Annotated in this window: 25 protein-coding genes; 17 read left to right on the top strand and 8 right to left on the bottom strand. The window is 72.3% G+C overall.

Translation table 11 applies throughout. The features are described from left to right. The first annotated feature begins 28 nt into the window (after nt 1–28). The 3 genes from BS80_RS23895 (at nt 29) to BS80_RS23905 (ending at nt 4,766) form a co-directional block, all read left to right on the top strand. Nucleotides 29–3,343: a DEAD/DEAH box helicase gene (locus tag BS80_RS23895; RefSeq protein ID WP_035800455.1), complete on the top strand. Its 3,315-nt coding sequence runs from the start codon at nt 29–31 to the stop codon at nt 3,341–3,343. Then, nucleotides 3,340–3,531, top strand: a complete 192-nt coding sequence (locus tag BS80_RS23900) for a hypothetical protein (protein ID WP_035800457.1) — start codon at nt 3,340–3,342, stop codon at nt 3,529–3,531. The genes BS80_RS23895 and BS80_RS23900 overlap by 4 nt, the downstream gene beginning before the upstream one ends. 80 nt (nt 3,532–3,611) lie before the next feature. Further along, the gene (locus BS80_RS23905; RefSeq protein ID WP_035800460.1) at nt 3,612–4,766 is read left to right on the top strand and encodes a DNA polymerase III subunit beta family protein; all 1,155 of its coding nucleotides are present in this window, start codon (nt 3,612–3,614) and stop codon (nt 4,764–4,766) included. Nucleotides 4,767–4,799: 33 nt separating this feature from the next. Here the strand turns inward: BS80_RS23905 and BS80_RS23910 are convergent, their stop codons facing one another. Then, complete coding sequence (locus tag BS80_RS23910) at nt 4,800–5,450, bottom strand: MOSC domain-containing protein (RefSeq protein WP_035800462.1); 651 nt, start codon at nt 5,448–5,450, stop codon at nt 4,800–4,802. Between the two features lie 107 nt (nt 5,451–5,557). After that, a complete protein-coding gene (locus BS80_RS23915; RefSeq protein ID WP_035800464.1) occupies nt 5,558–6,325 on the bottom strand; it encodes a class I SAM-dependent methyltransferase in 768 nt (255 codons plus the stop codon). Nucleotides 6,326–6,731: 406 nt separating this feature from the next. On the opposite strand from BS80_RS23915, the gene BS80_RS23920 reads away from it, so the two are divergent. From BS80_RS23920 to BS80_RS23930, 3 genes are all read left to right on the top strand, one after another. Further along, a complete protein-coding gene (locus BS80_RS23920) occupies nt 6,732–7,199 on the top strand; it encodes a helix-turn-helix domain-containing protein (protein WP_083975136.1) in 468 nt (155 codons plus the stop codon). Nucleotides 7,200–7,312: 113 nt separating this feature from the next. Further along, nucleotides 7,313–7,921: a hypothetical protein gene (locus BS80_RS23925; RefSeq protein WP_035800466.1), complete on the top strand. Its 609-nt coding sequence runs from the start codon at nt 7,313–7,315 to the stop codon at nt 7,919–7,921. Nucleotides 7,922–8,035: 114 nt separating this feature from the next. Continuing rightward, nucleotides 8,036–8,365 carry a DUF2516 family protein gene (locus tag BS80_RS23930; protein ID WP_035802686.1) on the top strand — a complete coding sequence of 110 codons (330 nt, stop codon included), beginning with the start codon at nt 8,036–8,038 and terminating at the stop codon, nt 8,363–8,365. Nucleotides 8,366–8,470: 105 nt separating this feature from the next. Here BS80_RS23930 and BS80_RS23935 read toward each other — a convergent pair whose 3' ends face one another. Beyond that, the gene (locus tag BS80_RS23935) at nt 8,471–10,129 is read right to left on the bottom strand and encodes a PP2C family protein-serine/threonine phosphatase (protein ID WP_035800468.1); all 1,659 of its coding nucleotides are present in this window, start codon (nt 10,127–10,129) and stop codon (nt 8,471–8,473) included. 211 nt (nt 10,130–10,340) lie between these two features. On the opposite strand from BS80_RS23935, the gene BS80_RS23940 reads away from it, so the two are divergent. Further along, nucleotides 10,341–10,952, top strand: coding sequence for an O-acetyl-ADP-ribose deacetylase (locus BS80_RS23940; RefSeq protein WP_035800471.1), 612 nt, complete (start codon nt 10,341–10,343; stop codon nt 10,950–10,952). A 107-nt stretch (nt 10,953–11,059) separates the two neighbouring features. On the opposite strand, the gene BS80_RS23945 is transcribed toward BS80_RS23940, so the two are convergent. Beyond that, a complete protein-coding gene (locus BS80_RS23945) occupies nt 11,060–11,881 on the bottom strand; it encodes a hypothetical protein (RefSeq protein ID WP_035800474.1) in 822 nt (273 codons plus the stop codon). Nucleotides 11,882–12,015: 134 nt separating this feature from the next. Here BS80_RS23945 and mshA point away from each other — a divergent pair, with 134 nt between their 5' ends. Together mshA and BS80_RS23955 are read left to right on the top strand one after the other, a co-directional pair. Further along, complete coding sequence (gene mshA / locus BS80_RS23950; protein WP_408607420.1) at nt 12,016–13,389, top strand: D-inositol-3-phosphate glycosyltransferase; 1,374 nt, start codon at nt 12,016–12,018, stop codon at nt 13,387–13,389. Between the two features lie 61 nt (nt 13,390–13,450). Beyond that, nucleotides 13,451–13,963 (top strand): type III secretion system chaperone family protein, encoded by a 513-nt coding sequence (locus BS80_RS23955; RefSeq protein WP_198045600.1) that lies wholly within the window; start codon nt 13,451–13,453, stop codon nt 13,961–13,963. Here BS80_RS23955 and BS80_RS23960 read toward each other — a convergent pair whose 3' ends face one another. Further along, nucleotides 13,964–15,244 (bottom strand): MDR family MFS transporter, encoded by a 1,281-nt coding sequence (locus BS80_RS23960; RefSeq protein WP_051966977.1) that lies wholly within the window; start codon nt 15,242–15,244, stop codon nt 13,964–13,966. It lies immediately after the preceding gene. A gap of 144 nt (nt 15,245–15,388) precedes the next feature. Between BS80_RS23960 and BS80_RS23965 the strand changes: the two genes are divergently transcribed. Beyond that, complete coding sequence (locus tag BS80_RS23965; protein WP_035800477.1) at nt 15,389–16,147, top strand: phosphoglyceromutase; 759 nt, start codon at nt 15,389–15,391, stop codon at nt 16,145–16,147. 67 nt (nt 16,148–16,214) lie between these two features. On the opposite strand, the gene BS80_RS23970 is transcribed toward BS80_RS23965, so the two are convergent. Together BS80_RS23970 and phoU are read right to left on the bottom strand one after the other, a co-directional pair. Next, nucleotides 16,215–16,406, bottom strand: coding sequence for a hypothetical protein (locus BS80_RS23970; protein ID WP_035800480.1), 192 nt, complete (start codon nt 16,404–16,406; stop codon nt 16,215–16,217). Nucleotides 16,407–16,563: 157 nt separating this feature from the next. Beyond that, entirely contained in the window at nt 16,564–17,244 is a 681-nt protein-coding gene (gene phoU, locus BS80_RS23975; RefSeq protein ID WP_035800483.1) for a phosphate signaling complex protein PhoU, read from the bottom strand. Nucleotides 17,245–17,513: 269 nt separating this feature from the next. On the opposite strand from phoU, the gene BS80_RS23980 reads away from it, so the two are divergent. Both BS80_RS23980 and BS80_RS23985 read left to right on the top strand, forming a co-directional pair. Beyond that, nucleotides 17,514–18,797 carry a sensor histidine kinase gene (locus BS80_RS23980; RefSeq protein WP_035800485.1) on the top strand — a complete coding sequence of 428 codons (1,284 nt, stop codon included), beginning with the start codon at nt 17,514–17,516 and terminating at the stop codon, nt 18,795–18,797. Then, nucleotides 18,794–19,489, top strand: coding sequence for a response regulator transcription factor (locus BS80_RS23985; RefSeq protein WP_035800488.1), 696 nt, complete (start codon nt 18,794–18,796; stop codon nt 19,487–19,489). The genes BS80_RS23980 and BS80_RS23985 overlap by 4 nt, the downstream gene beginning before the upstream one ends. A gap of 67 nt (nt 19,490–19,556) precedes the next feature. On the opposite strand, the gene BS80_RS23990 is transcribed toward BS80_RS23985, so the two are convergent. After that, nucleotides 19,557–20,243 (bottom strand): hypothetical protein, encoded by a 687-nt coding sequence (locus tag BS80_RS23990; RefSeq protein WP_035800493.1) that lies wholly within the window; start codon nt 20,241–20,243, stop codon nt 19,557–19,559. Between the two features lie 498 nt (nt 20,244–20,741). On the opposite strand from BS80_RS23990, the gene BS80_RS23995 reads away from it, so the two are divergent. From BS80_RS23995 to cysS, 5 genes are all read left to right on the top strand, one after another. Next, nucleotides 20,742–21,224 carry a CarD family transcriptional regulator gene (locus tag BS80_RS23995; RefSeq protein WP_030244332.1) on the top strand — a complete coding sequence of 161 codons (483 nt, stop codon included), beginning with the start codon at nt 20,742–20,744 and terminating at the stop codon, nt 21,222–21,224. A gap of 302 nt (nt 21,225–21,526) precedes the next feature. Next, nucleotides 21,527–22,258 carry a 2-C-methyl-D-erythritol 4-phosphate cytidylyltransferase gene (ispD, locus tag BS80_RS24000; protein ID WP_035800496.1) on the top strand — a complete coding sequence of 244 codons (732 nt, stop codon included), beginning with the start codon at nt 21,527–21,529 and terminating at the stop codon, nt 22,256–22,258. Then, entirely contained in the window at nt 22,248–22,751 is a 504-nt protein-coding gene (gene ispF / locus BS80_RS24005) for a 2-C-methyl-D-erythritol 2,4-cyclodiphosphate synthase (protein WP_035800499.1), read from the top strand. The genes ispD and ispF overlap by 11 nt, the downstream gene beginning before the upstream one ends. A 97-nt stretch (nt 22,752–22,848) precedes the next feature. Beyond that, the gene (locus BS80_RS24010; RefSeq protein ID WP_035800500.1) at nt 22,849–23,241 is read left to right on the top strand and encodes a PPOX class F420-dependent oxidoreductase; all 393 of its coding nucleotides are present in this window, start codon (nt 22,849–22,851) and stop codon (nt 23,239–23,241) included. A gap of 172 nt (nt 23,242–23,413) precedes the next feature. Next, nucleotides 23,414–24,808, top strand: coding sequence for a cysteine--tRNA ligase (gene cysS, locus BS80_RS24015; RefSeq protein ID WP_035800504.1), 1,395 nt, complete (start codon nt 23,414–23,416; stop codon nt 24,806–24,808). The last annotated feature ends 57 nt before the right edge of the window (nt 24,809–24,865 follow it).

Consider the following 24,865-nt stretch of genomic DNA (forward strand, 5'->3'; position numbering starts at 1 on the left):
CTGTCCGCAGACCGGAGGGCCGGGTCCTATGTTCGCCGTACACGGCCTCTGGCGGGCGGGTGGCCGGCTCGCCCTCTGGGCCGAGGACGCGCGGGCCCAGGCCGCCGCGCGCCTGCCGGTCCCCGGTGGTCCCGACGCCGTGCGCCCGCACCCGTACGCCTGCTCGGCCGGGCTGCTGGCGGAGCTGCTGGCCGGGATCGGGCCCAGGCTGGAGTGGCTGGCCGGGCAGGCGCCGGAGCGCTGGGCGACCCTGTCGCTGCCCTCGCTCAGCGGCTCGCCCAGTCCGTCGCCCGAGCTGCTGGGGAGGCGGGGCGCGAGTGGCGTCTCGCTGCGCGCCTGGCGGGTTCCGGCGCTCTTCTTCGAACCGGCCGAGGCGGCCCAACTGCTGGGTGAACTTTTCGATCCTCGTTGGGCGTTGAGCAGTTCCGAGCTGTCGGGGGCCGGGCGGGTGGACGTCGCGTACGGGGCGTCGCTGCGCTGGCTCACCGGCGTGCACGATCTCGCCTGGCGGCTGGCCGGGCGGGGGCAGGTGCTGCCGGCGCTGGTACGCGAGGGCGGGGTGCCGCATGCGCGCTGGCGGCCGGTGCTGGACGCTGCCGGGCGTCGCCGGGCCACCGCTCTGGCGGACGGCTGCCCCCCGGTCTGCCGCGGTGAGCGCACCGGCGCCGATCTGCTGGGAGAGGTGCTCGACGTGCTGACCGATCGCGAGGTGCGCGCCGCGCTGGCCGAACAGCCGCAGGCGCTGCGGCTGCCGCCGAGGCCCGCGCCCCCCGCAGACCTGACGGCGGCGGACGGCCGGGATCCGCTGGCGGAGCGCTGGTTCGTGGCGCTCGGCGCGGCCGACGGCCGTATCGCCCCCGCCGGTCCAGCCGACACCACTGACGCCGCCGATCCCGCCGATCCCGCCGATCCCGCCAACCCCGCCGGGGCATTCGACGTGCTGGCCGGCCGCCTCGCCGCCTGGTACGCCTCGGGCGGGCCCGTCGCCGCGTCCGTCCGGCTCTGCTTCCGCCTGGTCGAACCGATCGGCCCGGACCCCACGGACCCCGAGGGCCGTCCGTCCGACGATCACTGGCGCCTCGACTTCCTGCTCCAGGCCGCCGACGAGCCCTCGCTGCTCGTTCCGACCGCGGACCTGTGGGCCGGAGGCGCGGCTCTCGCCGCGTTCGAGCGCAAGACCGACGACCCGCAGGCGGCCTTCCTTGCCGAGTTCGACCGGGCGGTGCGCTGCCGCGACGAGCTGCGGCCCGCGCTGCGCAGCCGACGGCCGGAGTCGCTGGGACTCGACCGGGCCGGCGCGCTCGCCTTCCTGCGGGAGGCTGCGCCGGTGCTGACCGCAGCCGGGTTCGGCGTACTGCTGCCGACCTGGTGGCAGCGGCCGCCACGGCTGGGCATGGCACTCGCCGCGCGGGTGGCCGCGCCCGGAGCGGTGGAAACGCCCGGGCAGGTGGACCGTGACGCCGTGGTGGCCTTCCAATGGCAGGCCGCCGTGGACGGAAAGCCGCTCACCGCAGAGCAGTTGGCCGATCTGGCCGCCGCCAAGGAGGGGTTGGTGCGGGTCCGCGGCCAGTGGGTGGAGGTCGACGCCCAACAGATCGCTGCCGCAGTCGCCTTCCTCTCCCGCGAGGGCCGCGGTGAGATGACGCCGGGACGCCTGTTGCGGCTGGCGCTCGATCCGGAGGCCACGGTCGCCGGCCTGCCGGTCACCTCCGTCCAGGCGGCCGGGGTGCTCGGTGAGCTGCTCTCCGAGCGCACGGCCGGACCCGGCCCGCAGGCCGAGGACGGCGCGGCCGCGTCGCTGTCGACGGTGGTGCCGCTGCCCGACAGCTTCGGGACCGTCCTGCGCCCCTACCAGGAGCGGGGAGTGGCCTGGCTGCGGTCACTCACCCGGCTGGGCCTGGGCGCGGTGCTGGCCGACGACATGGGACTGGGCAAGACCGTCCAGGCGTTGGCCCTGCTCAGCGCGGAGCAGGCGGAACGCGCAGAGCAGGTGAAGCAGGCGGAACGGGCGGAGCAGGGCGGGCAGTCCGGCCGGGCCGAGCGCGCTGTCCCCGCCGAGGCGGCGCCGACGCTGCTCGTCTGCCCGATGTCGCTGGTCGGCAACTGGCGGCGCGAGGCGGCCCGATTCGCGCCGTCACTGCGGGTGCACGTCCAGCACGGCGCCGAGCGCCCCACCGGCGACGAGCTGCGCGCCGCCGTGGCCGGGGCGGATCTGGTGATCACCACCTACGGTCTGGTCCAGCGTGACGCCGAGCAGCTGCGCCGCATCCCCTGGCGCCGGGTGATCGCCGACGAGGCCCAGATGGTCAAGAACAGCGCCACCGCCCAGTCCAGAGCGCTGCGTTCACTCCCGGCCGACCATCGGATCGCGCTGACCGGCACCCCGGTGGAGAACCGGCTCGCCGAACTCCACGCCATCCTCGACTTCGCCAACCCCGGCCTGCTCGGCTCGGCCTCGGCGTTCACGGAACGGTACGGGATCCCGGTGGAACAGAACGGGAACGCCGATCGGCTGGCCGAACTCCAGCGCCGCACGCGGCCGTTCATCCTGCGACGACTGAAGGGTGACTTGGGGGTGGCCGCCGAGCTGCCGGCCAAGCAGGAGATGACGGTCTGGTGCACGCTCACCACCGAGCAGGCGGGCCTCTACCAGGCCGTGGTGGCGGACCTGTTGCACCGGGTGGAGGGCATCAAGGGCGTCGAGCGCAAGGGGACCGTCCTGGCGGCGATCGGCAAGCTCAAGCAAGTGTGCAACCATCCGGCCCAGTTGCTGCACGACGGCTCGGCCGTGGCCGGGCGGTCGGGCAAGCTGGCCCGGCTGGAGGAGACCCTGGAGGCGGCCCTCGCCGAGGGTGACCGCACGCTGGTCTTCACCCAGTACGCCGAGTTCGCCGCGATGCTGCACCGCCACCTGGCGGAGCGGTTGGATACCGAGGTGCTCTACCTGCACGGCAGTCTCAGCGCCCGTCGCCGCGAGGAGCTGATCACCCGGTTCCAGGAGCAGGACGGACCGGGCGTCTTCCTGCTCTCGCTCAAGGCAGGCGGCACCGGGCTCAACCTGACGGCCGCCAACCAGGTGATCCACCTGGACCGTTGGTGGAACCCGGCGGTCGAGCAACAGGCCACCGACCGGGCCCACCGGATCGGGCAGCAACGGGACGTGCAGGTGCGCACCTTCGTATGCGTCGGCACGGTGGAGGAGCGGATCGCGGAGATGATCGAGTCCAAGCGGGCACTCGCCGATGCGGTGGTCGGTGGGGGCGGCGAGCAGTGGCTCACCGAGCTTTCCGTCGGGGAACTGCGCGAGCTGGTCACCCTCTCGGAGGAGGCGGTCGCGGAATGACGGATCGTTCGGCAATAGATCGCCTGGAGGACTACTGGCTCGGCGAGTTCGTCCTCGGCGAGGCGGCAGACGACGAGGAGGAGGAAGCCGAGCTCCCGGTCGACCGGTTGCCGCCTCCGCAGATCACCGTGCGGGGCCGGAATCTGGCGGTACTGCTCGCCCCGGTCTACCGAGCGATGACCTCGTGACCAGGCCCACCGCCGCCGCTGCTGTCGAAACCGTCGTCCTGCTTGACCCTCGACCTGGTCGAGACTCCAGAGTCATCGGCATGGAGAGCGAGATGCGCAGCATCGGCCGGCTGGCCCGGGAGAGCGGCCTGACGGTCAGCGCGCTGCGGTTCTACGACGGCGCCGGAGTGTTCGGTCCGGCCTGGGTGGACCCGCAGAGCGGCTACCGCTGGTACGCACCGGACCAGTTGGCCGATGCCCGGCTGATCTGCCGACTGCGCAGAGTCGGACTGCCACTGGCCGATATCCGCCTGGTGCTGGCCGAGCCCGCCCATTCCGAGGCCGCCCGCCGTGCGCTCGACGCGCACCTGCGGCGACTGGAGGACGGCCTGGCAGATGCGCGTCGCGAACTCTCCTGCGTCCGAGACCTGCTCGACCAGAGGGAGCACCCGATGTCTGCATCCACCACCACCGTCCGACTCGCCGTGGAAAGCGCCGAGTTGGCCGCCGCGCTGGCCGCCGTGCGATTCGCCGTGAGCACGGACCCCGAGCTGCCGATGCTCGGCGGCGTCCTGTTCGATCTGGACGGCGACGTGCTGCACCTGGTCGCCACCGACCGCTACCGGATCGCGGTCGCCCAGGCCACCGTCCGCCGTGCGGCGGACAGCGCGGCGGCGGAAGCCGTACAGGCGCTGCTGCCCGTGGCACTGGCCGACGAGATTCGCGCGTTGGCCGAGGCCGTCGGTGCCGAGCAGCTGACGCTGCTGCTGGACGGCGGGCGGGTGGCCGCCTCGGCGGACGGGCAGCGGGCCGAGGGAGACAGCCTGGACCTGGACTTTCCCGACTACCGCCGCCTGCTGCGCCTGGAGACCACCCACCGGGCCGGCATCGAGGCGGCCGAACTGCGCCGGGCGGTGGCCCAGGGCCCGACCCGCACCAGTGCGTCCGCTCCGGACGGCGACGAGGTCGCGGTCACCGTCCTCGCTGTCGACGAGGCCGGGAACGTCCGGGTCGCGGAGGACGCCGTCGGCGCGGACGCCGTGGACGAGGGTGCCGTCGACGAGGACGCCCGCACGGCGCAGGAGCCGGACGGCCTGCGGGTCGCGGTGAACCGGGAGTTCCTGCTGGAGGCGCTGGCAGCCGGCGTTCAGGGTCAGCTCATCCTGGAACTCGGCGGTGCGATCAGCCCGTTGGCGATCCGACCGGCCAGTGGTGACGGTTCCTTCTCGCTCCTGATGCCGATCCGCCTCGGCTGAGCCCACGGTAGCGACCGCGGCTCTCGACGACCGCTACCGGACGGTGCGCCGCCGGACCAGCTCCCTGGTCTCCGGCGGCAGGGCGTCGGCGGCCAACAGCGTTGGCAGCAACTCCGGTTCCAGGGTCAACGCACGGAAGGTGCGCGCGATCGTCACGTCGTGGTCGGGCCGGTAGGCGATTTCGACCGGGTCGCCGGCCCGGATGTCGCCCGGCTCGACCACCCGCAGATAAGCCCCGGGCAGTGCCGCCTGGGTGAACTGCTTGATCCAGCCGGCCCGCTCCAACCACCCCTGGAACGTCCCGCACGGAATCCTCGGACAGGAGACCTCCAGGACGACCGTCGCCCCGATCCGCCACCGCTCACCGATCAGGGCGCCGTTCACGTCGACGCCCAGCGTGGTCAGGTTCTCCCCGAACGAACCGGAGGCGAGGCGTCGGCCCAACTCGGGCTCCCAGCGGTCGAGATCCTCCCGGGCGTAGGCGTAGACGGCCTGGTCGGTACCGCCGTGGTTGCGCAGGTCGTAGACCCGGTCGCCGGCCAGCCCGACCGCCCCGGTCCCGCGCGGACCGGGTTCGCCGACCGCCACCGCGCCGTCGACCGGCCGCTTGTCGATACCCGTCTGGGCGAGGCCCTTCCAGGGGTTCGGCCGGGGCCTACCGACGTTGACCGAGAGCAGCTTCATGCCTCCGACGCTACGTTCCGCCGCTGGTCGGGGCTACTCGATTTAAACGGGGCCCGGCATGCGCGCAGGCAGTGGGGCACTGATCGGCACCCACTGCCGTGGCGGTGCTACTCCTGCGGCCGGCGGCGGGCGAGGTGCACCGTCAGGTCGGCGTTCAGCTCGACCGTGGCGGGAAGCACCTCCCGGATCCGGCGAAACACCTGCTCCCGGTCGGCTGCCGACAGGATCAGGTAGGCCGAGATGGTCGACAGGTGGTCGATGTACTCGTGGGCGGTCATCGTGAGCCGCCGTTCGATCTCGGCCTGCCGCACGTCCGTGAACCACTCGGACTGCTGGAGTTCGGTGCCGGGCCACTGCATGGACTGTCCGGGCAACGTGCCGTCAGGGGACGGAATCTCGTCGGTGTCCAGGAACGGGACCTGGGCCCTCTGGACGGCCTGCGCCAGTTCCAGGTCGGCCAGCCGGATCGGGCCGCCGAACGAGGCGAACACGCCGCCGGGCTCCAGCAGCGCCGCCATCCGCTGCCAGCGGCCCGCCGGGCTCGTCCAGTGCAATGCCGCCGCCGCGTAGACCAGCTCGTACCGCTCGCCCAAGGGCAGCTCCTCGAATGCGGCCCGCTCCGTCCTGACCCCGGCCGGCACGTGCTTGCGCAGCTCGGCGAGCATGGCCTCGTCGGGCTCGGACGCGGTGACCGCGACCCCGTGCTCCGCGAACAGGCGGGTGGCCTTGCCCGTTCCGGCACCGATCTCCAGGGCGGTCCGCACCGGCCGAATCGCGTACGTCAGCACCAGGTCGAGGAGTTCGACCGGATATCCCGGGCGGAACCGTTCGTAGGCGTGGGCCACCGCCCCGAAACTGAGTGCACGCATCGTCATGCCGGGCATCCTGACAGGGGCCGGCGGGTCGGCACCTGGAATTTCCTGCGACCTCGCGGCCCTGCTGGTGACGTGACCTGTCGGAACTGATCTGCCAGGATTCCTGGAACCACGCGGCGCGTCGTCACTCCGGCGTCATCAGCTCATCAGCTCATCAACTCTGGCGCGAAGTGGTCACGCAGCCGGGCGATCTTCCCGTCGCGGGCTGACGACCCCAACGCTCCTATGTACCGGCAGTCCCGCTTCTGGATTGTCCGAGACATCCTGAGATCCGTTCCCCGGCCTCGTCGAGGGACGACCGGCAGAACGACCGTCGTGGCCATCTACCGTGCGCAGTCACACCGGAGTGGTTGCTGGCGCTAGCAGTCTGCTTGCATTTGCAAGCAGCTGGGGGCAGACTCCTGGTATGGCCTCACTGAACGTCGGCTCGCTGGGCGAGTACATCCGCGAGCAGCGGCGGAGTGCGCAGTACTCGTTGCGGCAGTTGGCGGAGGTCGCAGGGGTTTCCAATCCCTACCTCAGCCAGATCGAGCGTGGGCTGCGCAAGCCGAGCGCGGAGATTCTGCAGCAGATCGCGAAGGCGCTGCGGATCTCCGCCGAGACGCTTTACGTGCAGGCCGGGATCCTTGAGGAGCGGCGTGACGAGGGGCTCGAACTGCGGGCCTCGATCCTCGCCGACCCGTACATCAGCGAGCAGCAGAAGCACGCGCTGCTCGCGGTGTACGAGGCGTTCCTCAAGGAGAACGGCCTCAAGGAGAACGGCCTCAAGGAGGACGGCCTGAAGGAGGGCGGTCTCCACGAGGGCGCTCTCGAAGGGGACGGGAAGAACACGCCGCCGGTCGAGGTGCCCAGGGCACCGGCTACCGGGGGCTGAGCACTCCCGTACGTGGTGCCGCCCGCCCGGGCCGGCGCCGGAATGACAGACAGCCACCACAGAACAGCTACGACAGGCCCGTTGCCGGGCTTTCGAGCCTAGGAGGACCAGTCATGCCGATCACCGACGACATCAAGAAGACCCTCAGCGACCCGACCCCGCTCTACGCCCTCGCGGGCGCCAGCGACCTCGCGTACGAGAAGCTGCGCGAGGTGCCGGCCAAGGTCGAGGCGTTCGCGGGCGACCGCAAGGGTGCCCAGGAGCTGGCTGCGGCCCGCCTCCAGGAGGCGCAGGCCCGGCTGGTCGGGGCGCCGGCGAAGGTGGCCGGGACGGTCACCGCGCTGCCGACCGACTTCAAGGCGCTGCAGGAGCTGGCTCAGGGCTTCGCGCTCCAGCAGGTCGGCCGGGCCATGGAGTTCGCCGTCAAGGCGAAGGAGGTCTACGACGAGCTCGCCGTGCGCGGCCAGGCGGTCGTGGACAAGGGCCAGTCGACCGCCGGCACGGACGAGCGGTCGACCGCGCCGTCGACCGGCGAGTCGGAGCTCGCGGGGGCGGACCGGCCGGCCAGGCCGGCCGCAGTCGTCGTCGACGTGGTCGAGCCGGTCGAGACCGCCGAACTGGTCGAGACCGCCGAGACCGCCGAGTCGGTTGAGACCGAGGCCGTGGACGAGGCGCCTGCCAAGAAGGCCCCGAGGGCGCGAAAGAGCACCGGCGCGAAGTAGCCCGGCACATCCGGCCCAGCCGGTACGTTGGAGTGGTGTGGAGGGTAGGCGGCGCTGTGACGGGCAGCCGTTCCGTGGTGCAGCCGCAGCCGTAGTGAGGAGACCGCAGTGGAGATCCTGCTGTTCGACGTCCTGAACCCGTTCTGGTGGCTGTCCACCGCGATGGTGCTGTTCAAGTTGTTCGCCTTCGTGGACGCCGCGCTGCGGCGCGACGACGCCTATCGGGCGGCCGACAAGAAGTCCAAGCGCTTCTGGCTGGTCATCCTCGGCCTCGCGCTCGGTGTCGACCTGCTCTTCGGCGCGAGCGTGCTGGCGCCGCTGGCCCTGGTCGGCCTGGTCGCCGCGATCGTCTACATGGTCGACGTCCGGCCCGCGATCAAGCAGCTGACGGACGGGCGCGGCGGTGGCGGCCGACGCAACATCGGCCCGTACGGGCCCTGGTGACACCTCTCCCGCTCCCGCGCTGAGACCTGAAGAGCGACGAAGGGGCCCGTCCCGCCGGCCGGCGGGACGGGCCCCTTCACGTCGTGCGTCGGCTGCGGCCGATGGTCAGCCCATGATGAGCGGCGTCTGGGTGCGCTCCAGCAGCAGGACGGCCACGTCGTCGGTGAGCGCCTCGCCGTTGAGTTCCTCGACCTCGGCGATGGCGCTGTCGACCAGTCGGCCCCGGGTCAGTCCGGCGGCCTGGTGGTTGCCGATCAGCTCGATCAGGCCGTCCTGGCCCAGTCGGCGTGAATCGTTGCCGACGCGTCCCTCGACCAGGCCGTCGGTGTAGAGCAGCAGGCCCCAGCCGGGCGGGAGTTCCACCTCCTGGGCCGGCCAGACGGCCTGGCCGTCGTCGCAGGGCAGCAGGCCCAGGGCCGGTCCGGCCTGTTCGAACGGGAGCAGCACCGGGCTGCCGTCCGGGCTCAGCAGCAGCGGCGACGGATGGCCGGCCAGGTAGAGGCGGGCGTGCTCGGGCGGTGTCGTCGCCGACCGGCTGCCGGGCTTGCCGCTCTTGGCGGCGCCCCCGGCTCCGGCAGCTCCGGCAACGCCGACGGCTCCGGTGGTCTCGGCAGGACCGGAGGACAGGACCATCATGCAGAGCGTCGCGAAGATCTCGTCGCTGCGCCGCTCGTGTTCCAGGACGTGCTGCAAGGTGGTGAGCAGGGCCTGCCCGGTGAGCCCGGCGAAGACCAGGGTGCGCCACGCTATCCGCAACGCCACGCCGAGGGCGGCCTCGTCCGGGCCGTGGCCGCAGACGTCGCCGATCACCACGTGGACGGTGCCGTCGTCGGTGCGGACGGCGTCGTAGAAGTCGCCACCGAGCAGCGCCCGGCGGCGGCCGGGACGGTAGCGGCGGGTGAAGGAGAGCCGGGCGCCGTCGAGCAGCGGGGTGGGCAGCAGGTGGCGCTGCAGGCGGGCGTTCTCCTGGCCGCGCAGCTCCGCCTCCACCAGGCGGCGCTGGGACTCGTCGGCCCGTTTGCGCTCGACCGCGTAGCGCAGGGCGCGGGCCAGCAGCGGTCCGTCCGTCTCGTGCTTGACCAGGAAGTCCTGGGCACCGGCGGCGACCGCCGCCGCGCCGAGGTCGGACGCCGCCGCGTCGGTCAGCACCACGACGGCGGTGTTGGGGGCGCGGCGCAGCAGCTCGCGCAGCCCGTCGAGCCGGTCCAGCTGGTCAGGGTCGCCGGAGCTGTCCGGCGTGTCCGAGGCGACGGCTGCCGTGCCCGGGGCGCCCGGAGTGGCCGTGGCCTGGTCGGGGGCCGGCGACGTGGCGGGCGCCGCGAGGTCGAGGAGCACGCAGCTGAAACCGGCGCCACGCGGTCGGCTCCGCCGGCCGGTCGCGGACGTGGTCGAGAGCTGAGCGGCGGCCTGTTCGATGCCGCTGGCCCAGTGGAGTTCGATCGGTGCGCAGCTGTCCCTGACGAGCTGATCGATCAGGGCCACGTCGGAGGCGTCGTCCTCGATCACCAGAAGTCGGAACGGGGTCTCGGGGGCGCTTGCCACCGGCCCGCCGACCGTCGTCCGCGGGCGCGGTATCGGGGCGGACTCGAGGTGTCCGGCCCTGCTCTCGACGTCGGTCGGGTGTGTCGGGCGGCTCACCGGGAGGCTGCCCGGGAACTCGGCGGGGCGTCCGGCGGCGCTGCCCCTGCGGGTGGCCAGCACTCCGGCAGCGGCGCCCGGCCGGTGCGTGGCGCTCGGCGCCCGCCCGTCTCCCGTTGCGGGCATTGGTCGATCCTCCCTTTCCCCGACTGGGCAACGGTCGACATCCGCGCGCAGTGCCCGCCTAGGTGTCGGAGACTTTCTCGCGACCATAACGTGATCTCCGGAAATTTCTCTGGCCGACCGGCGCCGATGTGGCAGGAGCCACGCTCATGGCGGGACGAGCGATTACGTTGGGCACTCGTGTCGGGCGGTGTCTTGGCGGGAGGCGGGTGCAGTGACACAGATCACTTTGGTCGAGGGTGACATCACGGAACAGCAGGTGGACGTGGTGGTCAATGCCGCCAACTCGTCCCTGCTCGGGGGTGGTGGAGTGGACGGCGCCATCCACCGCAAGGGCGGCCCGGAGATCCTCGCGGACTGCCGCGCACTGCGTGCCTCGCACTACGGCAAGGGCTTGCCGACGGGCCGGGCCGTCGCCACCACGGCCGGGCAGCTGCCGGCTCGCTGGGTGGTGCACACGGTCGGGCCGGTCTATCTGGCCGAGGAGTACGGCGGGCGGGCTGAGCTCATGGCCTCCTGCTATCGGGAGTCCCTGCGGGTGGCAGGTGGGCTGGGTGCGCGGACGGTGGCGTTCCCGGCGATCTCGACCGGGGTGTACGGCTGGCCGCTGGAGGACGCGGCGCGGATCGCCCTCACGACGGTGGCCGAGGCCTGCCGGTCGGCGGAGGGCGAGGTGTCGAACGGTGGGCCGAGTGGCTTGGGAGCCGACGAGGCCGGAGCCGATGGTGGAGTGGCAGGGCTGGTCGAGGTGCGGTTCGTGCTGTTCGGCGCAGCGGCGTACGAGGCCTTCGAACGCGCGCGGCGTGAGCTGGTCCAGTGGAGCTGACGGCAGCTCGTGCGACCGCCCCTATCGTGACGCGCGGGGCCGTCAACACGCCAGGGGAATTCGATAACTCGTTCGAGTGAATCGATGATCACCGGGCCGTCGGCGCCTCACGGCGCCAGCGTCTCCCACGGCACCGTGACCTCGCCCTGCCGCCACCGCCCCCGCGCGTCGACCAGCGGCCAGCTTCCCGCCAGCGCCGTGCAGGCCGCGACCCACCGCTGCCGCGCGCCGAACGCCCCGTACGGTGCCGCGGCCGACCACGCCCGGTCGAAGTCCGTCAGGAAGGCGTGCACCGGCCGCCCCGGTACGTTGTGGTGGATCAGCGCCTTGGGCAGCCGTTCGGCCAGGTCGGACGGCTGGCCGAGCCCGCCCAGCCGCGCGGCGAAGGTCACCGTCCGCGGCCCCTGCGGGCCCAGCGCGACCCAGACATGGCGCCGCCCGATCTCGTCGCAGGTCCCCTCGACCAGCAGCCCGCCCGGCGCCAGCCGTCCGCAGAGCCGCTCCCAGACCGCGGCCACCGCCGACTCCTCGTACTGCCGCAGCACGTTCGCCGCCCGGATCAGCAGCGGCGGCGTCCCGTCCAACGGCACCTCGAAGCCGCCGCGCCGGAAGCTCAGCAGCGGCGGGTCGGCGTAGGGCAGCGCGGCGGCGACCCGCTCGGTCTCGATCTCGATGCCGACCGTCCGGACGTCCGCCCGGACGACGCGCAGCCGGGTGGACAACTCCACCGCCGTCCAGGGCGCCGCGCCGTACCCGAGGTCCACCGCGACCGGCGGCTGCGGCGCGGCGCGCAGCGCGGGTCCCAGGGTGTGCGCGATCCAGCGGTCCATCCGGCGCAGCCGGTTGGTGTTGGTGGTGCCCCGGGTGACCGTCCCGACCGGGCGGGTGGACCGCCCACGGGCAGCGGCGGGGTCGAACGAGGCGGCCATGCCCCGCAGCCTACGCGGCCGGATGCGCGCGATCTCATGCGTCCCCGCGGGAATACCGGCGTTCGGCGCCACGGTTGTGACACTGGATGTATGCCCGCCGAATCGGTCGGGGAGCAAGAGGAGGCTTCAGCCAGGTGACCCAGCACCCGGTACGGACGGCGCGTCGCGCCCAGACCACGCTCGCGCCCACGCGCGGGCGCTTGCAGGTGCTCGTCGGCGGTCGCGCCCGCCGCCCGCGCCGGGTGGCGATGCTGAGCGTCCACACCTCCCCGCTGCACCAGCCGGGCACCGGCGACGCGGGCGGGATGAACGTCTACATCGTCGAGCTGGCCAAGCGGCTGGCCGATCTCGACATCGAGGTCGAGGTCTTCACCCGGGCCACCTCCTCCGACCTGCCGCCCACCGTGGAGCTGGCGCCTGGGGTGCTGGTGCGGCACGTCACGGCCGGCCCGTACGAGGGGTTGATCAAGGAGGACCTGCCGGCCCAGCTCTGCGCCTTCACGCACGGCGTGTTGCGCACCGAGGCCGGCCACCGGCCGGGCCACTACGACCTGGTCCACTCGCACTACTGGCTCTCCGGCCAGGTCGGCTGGCTGGCCGCGGAGCGCTGGGGTGTGCCGCTGGTGCACACCATGCACACCATGGGCAAGGTCAAGAACGCGGCGCTGGCCGAGGGTGACACCCCCGAGCCGGCCGCCCGGCTGATCGGCGAGAGCCAGGTGGTCGAGGCCGCGGACCGGCTGATCGCCAACACCGCGGACGAGGCCGGCGAGCTGGCCCAGCACTACGGCGCCCGGCCCGACCAGCTGGCGGTGGTGCACCCCGGCGTCAATCTGGAGGTGTTCCGCCCCGGTGACCGGGCCGCCGCCCGCTCCGCGCTCGGGCTGCCGCAGGACGCCGTGGTGCTGCTGTTCGCCGGGCGGATACAGCCGCTCAAGGCGCCCGACGTGCTCCTCAGGGCGGTGTCGGTGCTGCTCGACCGCCGGCCCGAGCTGCGCGATCGCCTGGTGGTGCCGGTGGTCGGCGGCCCCTCGGGGACGGGACTGGCCGAGCCCAAGAGCCTGCAGAAGCTCGCCGCCCAGCTGGGCATCTGCGACGTGGTGCGGTTTCATCCGCCGGTCGGCCAGCCCGAGCTGGCCCAGTGGTACCGGGCGGCGACGGCCCTGGTGATGCCCTCCTACAGCGAGTCCTTCGGGCTGGTGGCGCTGGAGGCGCAGGCCTGTGGGACGCCGGTGGTGGCGGCCGCGGTCGGCGGCCTGCCGGTCGCCGTCCGGGACGGCGAGACCGGGACGCTGGTGCCCGGCCACGATCCGCAGGACTGGGCGCGCGCGCTGGAGCCGTACGCCCTGCAGCCGGAGCTGGTGGCGCGGCAGGGTGAGGCGGCGGCCCGTCACGCGGCCCGCTTCGGCTGGGGCGCGGCCGCCGGCGGCACGGCCGAGGTGTACGCGGGCGCGCTGGTGCGTCCGGACGCCTGGCTCGGCGGAGGTACCCGCCGCCGTCGCGCGTAGCCCGCGCCAGGTACCGGTGTGCCGCTGCGGCGTGCCGGTACCAGCGGGTAACGTCACCGCCATGGCAACCCGTACCAAGGACGAGGCCCTCTCCGTGCTGCGCGCCGCCCTCGACGAGGCCGGCGTGCCGTGGGAGCCGGCCGTCAGCGACGCGTACACGCTGGTCGCGACGCTCCCCGGCACCCGTAAGCTCAGCACCACCTGCGCCCTGCGGGTCGGCGACCACAGCCTCTCGGTGAACGCCTTCGTGATCCGCCGGCCGGACGAGAACCACGAGGCCGTCTTCCGCTGGCTGCTGGAGCGCAACACCCGGATGTACGGCGTCGGGTACGCGCTGGACTCCCTCGGCGACGTCTACCTGACCGGACGGCTGCCGCTGGAGGGGCTGACCGCGGATGTCGTGGACCGGCTGCTCGGCGCCGTGCTGCAGAACGCCGACGAGCCCTTCAACACCCTGCTCGAACTGGGCTTCGCCTCGGCGATCCGGCGTGAGTGGGAGTGGCGCACCAAGCGCGGCGAGTCGACCCGCAACCTGGACGCCTTCACCCACCTGTCCGGGCCTGAGCGCCCCTGACTACGACTCCGCCGCCGCCGGGGCCGAGGCGGGGACGGAGTCGCCCCCGGTGTCGGCGGCCGCCGTGCCGGTCCGGCGTCCGAGCACCATGAACCCGACGCCCGCGACCGTCCCGATCACCGCGCAGCTGCCCCACAGCACGCCGCCGCCCGCGTGGTCGAGCAGGAACCCGCCGGCCGCGGGGCCCAGGCAGGACGCCGCCGACCAGGCGAGCGAGTGCGTCCCCTGGTAGCGCCCGCGGGCGTGGGCGGGCGACAGCTCGGCGACCAGGCCCATGGTGGTGGGCATCTGCATGATCTCGCCGACCGTCCAGACCGCCACGGTCAGGCCGTAGAACAGGGGCGAAGCGCCGGCGAACGCCGTCAGTCCGAAGCCCCAGCCCACCAGCAGCCCGCCGACCAGTAGCAGGGTTCCGCGCTCGTGGTGCCGCGTCAGCCGGGTCACCGGGATCTGCAGCAGGACGATCAGCAGCCCGTTGACCGCTGCCACCAGGCCGAACTGAGTGGTGCTCAGCCCGGCCTCGCCCATCTGTACGGCCAGCGTGGTGCTGCCCTGCTGCATCACCATGGCGAACAGGAAGGTGAGCCCGACCACGGCCATGAACCGCCGGTCGCGGAAGACCGTGCCCAGGGTGACCTGCGGCTCGACCCGGTCGCGGGGGACCCTGGCCGGCCGGGTCTCGGGGACCTTGACGAAGACCACCAGCGCGCAGAGCAGGGTGGAGGCCGCGTCCACGATGAACAGCAGGAGATATCCGTGCGCGGCCACCAGGCCGGCCACCGCCGCCGAGACGCCGAAGCCGATGTTGATCGCCCAGTAGTTCAGCGCGTAGGCCCGGGTCCGGTCCTCCTCGGGCACCACGTCCGCGATGACCGCCGAGATGGCCGGCCGCGAGGCGTTGCTGCTGAGGCCGACCAGGAAGGCCACCGCCGCGATGGTCAGCTGTCCGTCGGCGAGCCCCAGGGCCACGGTGCTGGCGGCGGTGAGCAGTTGGGCGACCAGCATGGTGGGCCGCCGGCCGATCCGGTCGGTCAGCACGCCGCCGTAGAGCGAGGCGATCATCGCGCCGAGGCCGTAGAGCGAGGCGACCAGGCCGGCGTATGTCGCCGAATAGCCGCGCTGGGCGGTGAGGTAGAGCGCGAGGAAGGTGACGACGAAGCCGCCGAGCCGGTTGACCAGCGTGGAGATCCAGAGCCACCAGAACTGTTGCGGCAGTCCGCCGAGGGACTCCGCGGCGGCTCGCCGGAGCCTGCCGTGGTCACGTGGGGCTGGGGTCGTCACGGCTGGCTCCCGACAGCAGGGGTCCCGCCATCCGGTGCGGGGTGTCCGGCCAGCGGAACGGTAAGTGGCTCAAGTGATAAACGCACATTACCGGTGAACTGCGCGTCCGAACAGTCCCTTTTCGGCTCCCCTAAGATGTGGGCCATGGCTGACACGACCTACCGACTCATCCTGCTCCGTCACGGCGAGAGCGAGTGGAACCAGAAGAACCTCTTCACCGGCTGGGTCGACGTCGACCTCAACGAGAAGGGCGAGAAGGAGGCCGCACGCGGTGGCGAACTCCTCGCCTCCGAGGGCTTCTTCCCCGATGTGGTGCACACCTCGCTGCTGCGCCGCGCGATCCGCACCTCGCAGATCGCCCTGGACAAGGCTGACCGGCACTGGATTCCGGTCAGCCGCAGCTGGCGGCTGAACGAGCGCCACTACGGCGCTCTGCAGGGCAAGGACAAGGCCCAGACGCTGGCCGAGTTCGGCGAGGAGCAGTTCCAGCTGTGGCGCCGTTCCTACGACACCCCGCCGCCGGAGCTGGCCGACGGCAGCGAGTTCTCGCAGTCCGGTGAGGCCCGCTACGCCGACATCCCGAGCGAGCTGCGTCCGCGCACCGAGTGCCTCAAGGACGTCGTCGACCGCATGCTGCCGTACTGGTACGACGCAGTCGTCCCGGACCTGGCCGCCGGCAAGACCGTCCTGGTCACCGCGCACGGCAACAGCCTGCGCGCGCTGGTCAAGCACCTGGACGGGATCTCCGACGAGGCCATCGCCGGCCTCAACATCCCCACCGGCATCCCGCTGGTCTACGAGCTGGACGCCGACTTCAAGCCGGTCAACCCCGGCGGCCGGTACCTGGACGCGGACGCCGCCGCCGCGGCCATCGAGGCCGTGAAGAACCAGGGCAAGAAGTAGCCGCAGAAACGACTCAGCGGGGCTCGGCCGGTCGGCCGGGCCCCGCTGGCGTGTGCGGGCAGCGCGGTCAGTGGCCGCCGCAGCAGCCGCCGCTGACGCCGCCGCACTGGCAGGGAGCACCGGACTGGCAGCCGCAGCCGCAGCCCGGGCCGCAGCCGCAGGCGCCGGCCAGCAGCGGCAGGTGCGCACGGGCGTGGCGGGCTGCCGACTCGGCGGCGGTACGGGGGGTGGGTACGGGCCGGGCGGGAGTGGTGGTCATGGTGCTGAGCCCTCCTCGATCGAGGCAGCCGGTGATGGGCTGCCTGCCCGTCGAGTGAAGCGCCCGTCCCCGGGGGGCGTCAACGGGCGCGTAGTGGTGGGGGCGCACAGTCCTCGTGCGCCCCCACGCCGGGCCCAGCCCCCGCGCCGCGCGGTGCTCAGGCGCCGGTGAGCGGCCGGTCCTCGGGGACGAACTCGCTGGCGTGCTCGCCGGTGACCAGGAAGACCACCCGCTTGGCGACCGAGACCGCGTGGTCGGCGAAGCGCTCGTAGTAGCGGCCGATCAGCGTGACGTCCACGCCGGTCTGGATGCCGTGCTGCCAGCGGTCGTCGATCAGGTGCGCGAAGAGCTCGCGGTGCAGCTCGTCGATCGCGTCGTCGTCCCGCTCCAGCTGGAGCGCGGCGTCGACGTCCTTGGTGGCGATCACCTGACCGGCCTTGGCCACCAGGCGCTGGGCGAGCTGGCCCATCTCCAGGACGATCGGGTGCAGGTCGTTCGGGACGGCCGACTCGGGGTAGCGCAGCCGGGCGACCTTGGCGACGTGCCGGGCGAGGTCACCGCAGCGCTCCAGGTCGGCGCTCATCCGCAGGCTGGTCACCACGATCCGCAGGTCGGTGGCGACCGGCTGCTGGCGGGCCAGCAGGTCGATCGCGCGGTTCTCCAGCTCGTGGTGCAGGTCGTTGACCTTGGCGTCCGCCGCGATCACGCCCTCCGCCAGAGCCAGGTCCGCGTCGAGCAGTGCGGTGGTGGCGCGGCCCATCGCCGAGCCGACCAGCCTGGCCATCTCGACCAGGCCGTCGCCGATCGAGTCGAGTTCCTCGTGGTACGAGTCGCGCATGCTTACTTCTCTCCTCAGTAGCTGTGTCGGTGGCGGTGCCGACCGGTCCGTCCGCGGTTGACCGCCGGACGACCGCTGCGGGTGGCGCGCATCGTACGCGCGTCACGACCTCACACGGGCTGCCCGGCCCAGACTGGGCCGTGTGGGCGACCGCGCGCGCCCGCTGTGGTGAACCGACGGCTGCCTGAAGGTGAATTCTCGGCAACGCGCGGCCGATGCCTTGATCTGGGACTGTCAGGAGGCCGGGGCGATGCGCTTAGGCTGACGACATGGACGTGAATGTGGCCGCCGCCGCTGCCTGCGCCATCGCCGGGCTCGGCGTCGGTCTCACGGCCGCCATCGCCTTCCGCTGGAGCGAGCGCGAACAGTCCCGAGGCAGCAGGAGTGGCAATGGCAGAAGAACCGGTAGTGCTTCGACAGTGAACTCCCCCCTGCAGGACTCCGCTCTCCCGCCCGGAGTGGACACCGTGCTCTCGGTGCTCCGCTCCTGTGCGATCGTGCTCGGCGACGGCGACGAGGTGGTCAAGGCCAGCTCCGCCGCCTACGCGATGGGCCTGGTCAGAGGTGGTGCGGTGGCCGTCGAGCCGATGCTCGCGCTGGCCAGGGCGACCCGTCGCGACGGCGAGATCCGCCAGGTCGAGCTGGACGTCCCGCGCCCCGGTGTGGCGCGGGCCGGCGAGCCGCTGGCGGTCTCCGTCCGGGTCGCACCGCTGGGCTCGCGGCTGGTGCTGGTGCTGGTCGAGGACCTCACCGAGCGCCGCCGGATCGAGGCCGTCCGGCGCGACTTCGTGGCCAACGTCAGCCACGAGCTGAAGACCCCGGTCGGCGCGCTGTCGCTGCTCTCCGAGGCGGTCGCGGACGCGGCCGACGACCCGGAGGCCGTGCAGCGCTTCGCCGGCCGGATGCAGATCGAGGCGACCAGGCTGGCCAGCCTGGTGCAGGAGATCATCGACCTCTCCCGGGTGCAGGACGACCGGTTGCAGATGGAGCCGGAGCCCGTGGCGGTGGACGAGCTGATCGCGGAGGCGATCGACCGTTGCCGCCAGCAGGCCGCCGCCAAGCAGATCCACATCGCGGCCGGCGGCATCGCCGGACTGCACCTGCACGGCGACCGCGGTCAGCTGGCCGCAGCCCTGGGCAACCTGGTGGAGAACGCGGTCAACTACTCCCCACCCCGCACCCGGGTGGCCATCGCCACCCGCCGGATAGCCAGCGCCGCCGCCATCGGCGAGGCGGACGGCGAGCTGATCGAGATCTCGGTGACCGACCAGGGCATCGGCATCTCGGAGAAGGACCGCGAGCGGATCTTCGAACGTTTCTACCGGGTGGACCCGGCCCGCTCCCGGGCGACCGGAGGCACCGGCCTCGGCCTCTCCATCGTCAAGCACGTGGCGGCGTCGCACGGCGGCACCGTCTCGGTCTGGAGCGTCGAGGGCCAGGGTTCCACCTTCACCGTCCGGCTGCCGGCCGGACAGTCCCCCGCGCCCGACGCGGCGCACTCCTTTGATTCGTCAACCCCAACACCCCTTCCTGCCCCGGAGGCCCGATCGTGACCCGAGTACTGGTGGTCGAGGACGAGGAATCGTTCAGTGACGCCCTGTCGTACATGCTCCGCAAGGAGGGCTTCGAGGTGGCCGTGGCCGCCACCGGCCCCGACGCGCTGGAGCAGTTCGAGCGCAACGGCGCCGACCTGGTGCTGCTCGACCTGATGCTGCCCGGCCTGCCCGGTACCGAGGTCTGCCGCCAGCTGCGGGTGCGCTCCAACGTGCCGGTGATCATGGTGACCGCCAAGGACAGCGAGATCGACAAGGTCGTCGGCCTGGAAATAGGTGCGGACGACTACGTCACCAAGCCGTACTCCACCCGCGAGCTGGTCGCCCGGATCCGCGCGGTGCTCCGCCGCCGCGGCGAGGACGGCGGCCCGGGTGCGGACGGCGGCGGCCCCGGCGCGCTGGAGGCCGGCCCGGTCCGGATGGACGTGGACCGGCACGTGGTGACGGTGGACGGCGCCAAGGTCGACCTGCCGCTGAAGGAGTTCGACCTGCTGGAGATGCTGCTGCGCAACGCCGGCCGGGTGCTCACCCGGATGCAGCTGATCGACCGGGTCTGGGGCGCCGACTACGTCGGGGACACCAAGACCCTGGACGTCCACGTGAAGCGCCTGCGGGCGAAGATCGAGCCGGATCCGGGCGCGCCGCGCTACCTGGTGACGGTCCGTGGCCTGGGCTACAAGTTCGAGCCGTAAACCGCGACGGCACGCCCGAGGGCCCGGCTCCCCGACAAAGGGGAGCGGGGCCCTCGGGCGTTGCCGGTCAGTGCGTGCTGGCCGAAGCGCCGGGCGAGGCGGGCGCCGACGCGCTCGCGCTCGCCGTGGCGGAGCCCGAGGCGGAGGCGGAGGCCGAGGCCGAGGCGGCCGGGCTCGCGGGGGAGGCCGGGGCGGACGAGGCCGCGGCCGGCCCACTGGCGGAGGCGCCGGCCGACGGCGTGGCCGGTCCGAACGAGGCGTAGATCCCGGCCGCGCTGTTCACCTGGGCCTGGACGTCGACCTTGCCGGCCTTCTCGAACGAGAAGTCGGTCGGCGCGTAGCCGCCGATCGCCAGCGCGACCGACGACACCTGGGCGGAGGGCTGCCCGTCGCCGCCGAGCAGCACCGCGCCGCCGGCCGGGATGACGATCCCGGGGATCGTCGCGCCCTTGGCGTCCGCGAAGGTCGCCGTGCCGTCCGCCACGGTGAGCGACTGCAGGGTCTCCGGGGCGGAGCCGGTGTTGCTGATGTTGACGGTGACGCGGGCCGGGCCCGGCTGGCCGCTGGCCTGCATCTGCCCGGTGACGACGACGATGTTGTTGAGCTTGAGGTCGTTGCCGATCGAGGTGGCCGGGGTGTCCGGCTTGACCTTGAGGGTGTCCGGGGAGCTGCCGTCCGCGCAGGCGGACAGCGAGATGGCGGCAAGGGCGAGAACGAGGGCGGCACTGCCGCCGCGTCGAAGGCTGCGGCTCACGGCGGCGGCATCTCCTTGGTCACGAGTCGGGTGGTCAGCGCTCAGATTACCGACCGCACTTATCCGGTTCTCACGGGGTAGCCCCGTGTCGCGCCGCGAGCGCTCGTACGGGGGCCCGCAGCGGCCCCGGCCCGGGGGGCCCGGGCTGTTCGGCACCGGGGTCCGGGGCTCTTCGCCGCACCCGCCGCACTCGCCGCAACCGGGGGAGTGGGCCGGGCGCGGCGGACCTGGAAGCCGATCAAGATCAGATCACGATCGGGAAACGTCGGATATTCGGCTCCGCGGGCAAGATCGAATCATGGTTTGCGAGCGTCCGCCACACGTTTCGATAGAACGGGGAAGGGCCTCCGACCTGCGAGAAGCTCGCTCCGAGGGGCGGTCGCAGCACGTCGCAGGGGTCCTTGTCAAGCCCCGAGACCCGCCCTGACCTGCGAAAACGCCCTTCGGGCGGACGGAAAAGCGTGTTATTCTGGAAAGCCACGGAAGGGGTCCTGTCACATGACGTTCAAGGTTGGCGACACGGTGGTCTACCCCCATCACGGGGCTGCACTGATCGAGGCCATCGAAATTCGCCAGATCAAAGGTGTGGACAAGACCTACCTGGTGCTGAAGGTTCAGCAGGGTGACCTCACGCTGCGCGTGCCCGCGGAGAACGCGGAGTTCGTCGGCGTGCGCGACGTGGTCGGCCAGGAGGGTCTGGACCGGGTCTTCGAGGTGCTGCGTGCACCGTACACCGAGGAGCCCACCAACTGGTCTCGCCGCTACAAGGCGAACCTGGAAAAGCTCGCGTCGGGAGACGTCATCAAGGTCGCCGAGGTCGTCCGCGACCTGTGGCGTCGTGAGCGTGAGCGCGGTCTGTCGGCAGGCGAGAAGCGCATGCTCGCCAAGGCACGGCAGATTCTCGTCAGCGAGCTCGCGCTGGCGGAGAACACCAACGAGGACAAGGCGGAGACGCTGCTCGACGAGGTCCTCGCCTCGTAGTGCGGCGATAGCCGTGTACAGCGCCCGGCGCTGCGGTGTCGCCCGTGACCAGTGATGGTCCGGGTGATGCGGTGGCCCTCCGGGCGCTGTGGCATGCCCGGACGCAGTCGTATGCTCGCCGTGCCCACCCGCGCCCGCAGACCCCGACGCACGCCGCACCGCAGCTCGGACCGCACGCCGGTACCCGAGAGGCGGCGCCGGAGTGGAAGGGGTCCGGTGCACCGTCCGACGGGTACGCCAGGGCCATACCCACTTCGCCGAAGGAGTGAAACCTGAACAGCACAGGAGCAGTCGCAGCAGCCGTGGTCCCCGCCGCAGGGCGGGGCGAGCGGCTCGGTCCCGGAGCCCCCAAGGCCCTGCGCGAGCTGGGCGGCGCGCCGCTGCTGGTGCACGCCGTGCGGGCGCTGGGCCGTAGCCGGGCGATCGGCCTGGTGGTCGTGGTGGCCCCGCCGGACGGGGTGGAGCAGGTGCTCGGCCTGCTGGACGGCCACGGGCTGGACGGCGAGAACGTTCAGGTGGTGGCCGGCGGCGCGACCCGGCAGGAGTCGGTCCGGCTCGGCCTGGCGGCCGTCCCGGCGGACGTCGGGATCGTCCTGGTGCACGACGCGGCCCGGCCGCTGGTGCCGGTCGAGGTGGTGGACGCGGTGGCCGCCGCCGTCCGGGACGGCGCCGACGCGGTCGTCCCCGCGGTGCCGCTGGCCGACACCGTCAAGCGGGTCGAGCCGCGCCCGAACGGCGAGCCCGAGCCCGTCCTCGACACGCCCGAGCGTGCGACGCTGCGCGCGGTGCAGACCCCGCAGGGCTTCCGCCGTGACCTGCTGGACGCGGTGCACGCCAAGGCGCTGGCGGACGAGAGCGTGGCGTCGCAGGACGCGCCGCCGGCCGCGACCGACGACGCCGGCCTGGTCGAGCGGTACGGCGGCCGGGTGGTCGTGGTGCCGGGCCACGAGGAGGCCTTCAAGGTGACCCGTCCGCTGGACCTCGTCCTCGCCGAGGCCGTACTCGCCCGCAGGAGGGCCTCCGATGGCTTCTAGCCCCGTGATCCCGAGGATCGGGATCGGCACCGACATCCACGCCTTCGAGGCCGGCCGCCCGCTCTGGGTGGCGGGCCTGGAGTGGGAGGGCTCCGAGTACGGCCTGGCCGGCCACTCGGACGCCGACGTCGTCGCGCACGCCGCCTGCGACGCGCTCTTCTCGGCGGCCGGGGTCGGCGACCTCGGCGCGCACTTCGGCACCGACCGGCCGGAGTGGGAGGGCGCCTCCGGGGTCCGGCTGCTCGGCGAGGCGGCCCGGATCGTGCGGGCGGCCGGCTTCGAGATCGGCAACGTCGCGGTCCAGGTGGTCGGCGTCCGGCCGAAGATCGGCAAGCGCCGGGAGGAGGCGCAGGCCGTCCTCTCGGCGGCGGTCGGCGCACCGGTGTCGGTCTCCGGCACCACCTCGGACGGACTTGGCCTGACCGGACGGGCCGAGGGCCTGGCCGCGCTCGCCACCGCGCTGGTCTACCGGCGCGACCCGGGCTTGGAATAGTGCCGGATTGACGGGTGTTCAGACGTGCGGGCCCGGGCGGAGTCGGTAGCGTGGGCTGTTGTCGATCACGCTCAGATGCTCAGAGACGAGGCCCGTCATGACCGCGCAGCTCTCCGACCAGGCTCGTGAACTCCTCGACGGGAAGAGCTTCGCCACCGTCGCCACCATCCAGCCCGACGGTGGCCCGCAGGCCTCCGTGGTCTGGGTGAAGCGGGACGGCGACGACATCCTCTTCTCCACCGTCGAGGGCCGCCGCAAGCACCTCAACCTGCTGCGCGACCCGCGGGTCTCGCTGGTGGTCAACCCGCCCGAGGACCCGTACAGCTACCTGGAGGTGCGCGGTTCGGTGACGCTCAGCATCGAGGGCGGGCGGGAGTTGATCGACGAGCTGTCGCACAAGTACATGGGGAAGGACTACGGGTTCGACGGACCCGAGGCCGTGCGGGTGGTGGTCCGGATCACGCCGACCAAGGTGGCGGGCAGCATCTGAGCCGCGAGCGGAGTGAGGGCGTCCGGTTCGTCATGCAGGGCAATACCGGACTCTTTCTCCCGTCACATCCGTGCAGCAAAGGCGAACCGACCCGGGCCGAGCCACAAATTCGTGACAGCCCCGCGACTCAAACGTCGCGGGGCACTGCCTGCTTCCCACTACGCTTGACGGTGTGAGCCTTCGCCTGTACGACACCAACACCCGCCAGGTACGCGACTTCGTCCCGCTTGTACCGGGTTGTGTCTCCATGTACCTGTGTGGCGCGACCGTCCAGGCGGCCCCGCACATCGGACACATCCGGTCCGGCATCAACTTCGACGTGATGCGCCGCTGGCTGACCTACCGCGGCTACGACGTGACGTTCGTGCGGAACGTCACCGACATCGACGACAAGGTCATCCAGAAGGAACGCGACCTCGGCATCCCGTGGTGGCAGATCGCGTACGCCAACGAGCGCGCCTTCAACGACGGTTACACGGTGCTCGGCTGCCAGCCGCCGACCGTGGAGCCGCGTGCCACCGGTCACATCCCCGAGATGATCGAGATGATGCAGGCGTTGATCGCGGGCGGCCACGCCTACGCGGCCGACGGCAACGTCTACTTCGACGTCAAGTCCTACCCGGACTACCTGGAGCTCTCCAACCAGAAGCTGGAGAACCTGCTCCAGCCCGCGGGCGAGGGCGAGACCGGCAAGCGGGACCCGCGCGACTTCGCGATGTGGAAGGCGGCCAAGCCGGGCGAGCCGAGCTGGCAGACCCCTTGGGGCAGCGGGCGTCCCGGCTGGCACCTGGAGTGCTCCGCGATGGCGCACAAGTACCTGGGCAAGGGCTTCGACATCCACGGCGGCGGGCTGGACCTGATCTTCCCGCACCACGAGAACGAGATCGCCCAGTCCAAGGCCTTCGGTGACGACTTCGCCAACTTCTGGGTGCACAACGCCTGGGTCACGCTGAGCGGCGAGAAGATGAGCAAGTCGCTCGGCAACTCGGTGCTGGTCTCCGCGATGGTGCAGCGCTGGCGCCCGATCGTGCTGCGCTACTACCTGGCCGCTCCGCACTACCGCTCGATGATCGAATACAGCGAGGAGTCGGTCCGCGAGGCGGAGGCCGGTTTCGGCCGGATCGAGGGCTTCATCCAGCGGGTCGTGGAGCGCTGCGGCGCGGTCGAACCGGCCCCCGAGGTGCCGCTGGCCTTCGCCGAGGCGATGGACGACGACTTCGGCGTCCCGCAGGCGTTGGCCATCGTGCACACCGCCGTCCGGCAGGGCAACAGCGCGCTCACGGCGGACGACAAGGAGAACGCGGTAGCGCGTCTGGCCGAGGTCCGTGCGATGCTCGGAGTACTGGGTCTGGACCCGCTCGACCCGCAGTGGTCCGGCGAGGACCGCGGCGAGGACCTTCACGGGGTCATCGACTCGCTGGTTCGCCTCGTGCTGGACCAGCGGCAGGCGGCCAGGGCCCGCAAGGATTTCGCCACCGCGGACGCCATCCGCGACCAGCTCGGCCTGGCCGGGCTGGTGATCGAGGACACCCCGTCCGGCGCACGCTGGACGATCAACAACCAGTAATCCCTCGGTGGAGGGGTGAGGGTGGGCCGTACCGGCTGATCAGTCGGCTGGTACGGC

It is taken from the genome of Kitasatospora mediocidica KCTC 9733, assembly GCF_000744225.1.
Taxonomy (GTDB): Bacteria; Actinomycetota; Actinomycetes; order Streptomycetales; family Streptomycetaceae; genus Kitasatospora; species Kitasatospora mediocidica.

Bases quoted from the DNA above. Each gene is read 5' to 3' on its own strand.
- BS80_RS23895 (WP_035800455.1), top strand. From the start codon at position 29: ATGTTCGCCGTACACGGCCTCTGGCGGGCGGGTGGCCGGCTCGCCCTC.
- BS80_RS23900 (WP_035800457.1), top strand. From the start codon at position 3,340: ATGACGGATCGTTCGGCAATAGATCGCCTGGAGGACTACTGGCTCGGC.
- BS80_RS23905 (WP_035800460.1), top strand. From the start codon at position 3,612: ATGGAGAGCGAGATGCGCAGCATCGGCCGGCTGGCCCGGGAGAGCGGC.
- BS80_RS23910 (WP_035800462.1), bottom strand. From the start codon at position 5,450: ATGAAGCTGCTCTCGGTCAACGTCGGTAGGCCCCGGCCGAACCCCTGG.
- BS80_RS23915 (WP_035800464.1), bottom strand. From the start codon at position 6,325: ATGACGATGCGTGCACTCAGTTTCGGGGCGGTGGCCCACGCCTACGAA.
- BS80_RS23920 (WP_083975136.1), top strand. From the start codon at position 6,732: ATGGCCTCACTGAACGTCGGCTCGCTGGGCGAGTACATCCGCGAGCAG.
- BS80_RS23925 (WP_035800466.1), top strand. From the start codon at position 7,313: ATGCCGATCACCGACGACATCAAGAAGACCCTCAGCGACCCGACCCCG.
- BS80_RS23935 (WP_035800468.1), bottom strand. From the start codon at position 10,129: ATGCCCGCAACGGGAGACGGGCGGGCGCCGAGCGCCACGCACCGGCCG.
- BS80_RS23945 (WP_035800474.1), bottom strand. From the start codon at position 11,881: ATGGCCGCCTCGTTCGACCCCGCCGCTGCCCGTGGGCGGTCCACCCGC.
- BS80_RS23955 (WP_198045600.1), top strand. From the start codon at position 13,451: ATGGCAACCCGTACCAAGGACGAGGCCCTCTCCGTGCTGCGCGCCGCC.
- BS80_RS23965 (WP_035800477.1), top strand. From the start codon at position 15,389: ATGGCTGACACGACCTACCGACTCATCCTGCTCCGTCACGGCGAGAGC.
- BS80_RS23970 (WP_035800480.1), bottom strand. From the start codon at position 16,406: ATGACCACCACTCCCGCCCGGCCCGTACCCACCCCCCGTACCGCCGCC.
- phoU (WP_035800483.1), bottom strand. From the start codon at position 17,244: ATGCGCGACTCGTACCACGAGGAACTCGACTCGATCGGCGACGGCCTG.
- BS80_RS23980 (WP_035800485.1), top strand. From the start codon at position 17,514: ATGGACGTGAATGTGGCCGCCGCCGCTGCCTGCGCCATCGCCGGGCTC.
- BS80_RS23995 (WP_030244332.1), top strand. From the start codon at position 20,742: ATGACGTTCAAGGTTGGCGACACGGTGGTCTACCCCCATCACGGGGCT.
- ispF (WP_035800499.1), top strand. From the start codon at position 22,248: ATGGCTTCTAGCCCCGTGATCCCGAGGATCGGGATCGGCACCGACATC.
- BS80_RS24010 (WP_035800500.1), top strand. From the start codon at position 22,849: ATGACCGCGCAGCTCTCCGACCAGGCTCGTGAACTCCTCGACGGGAAG.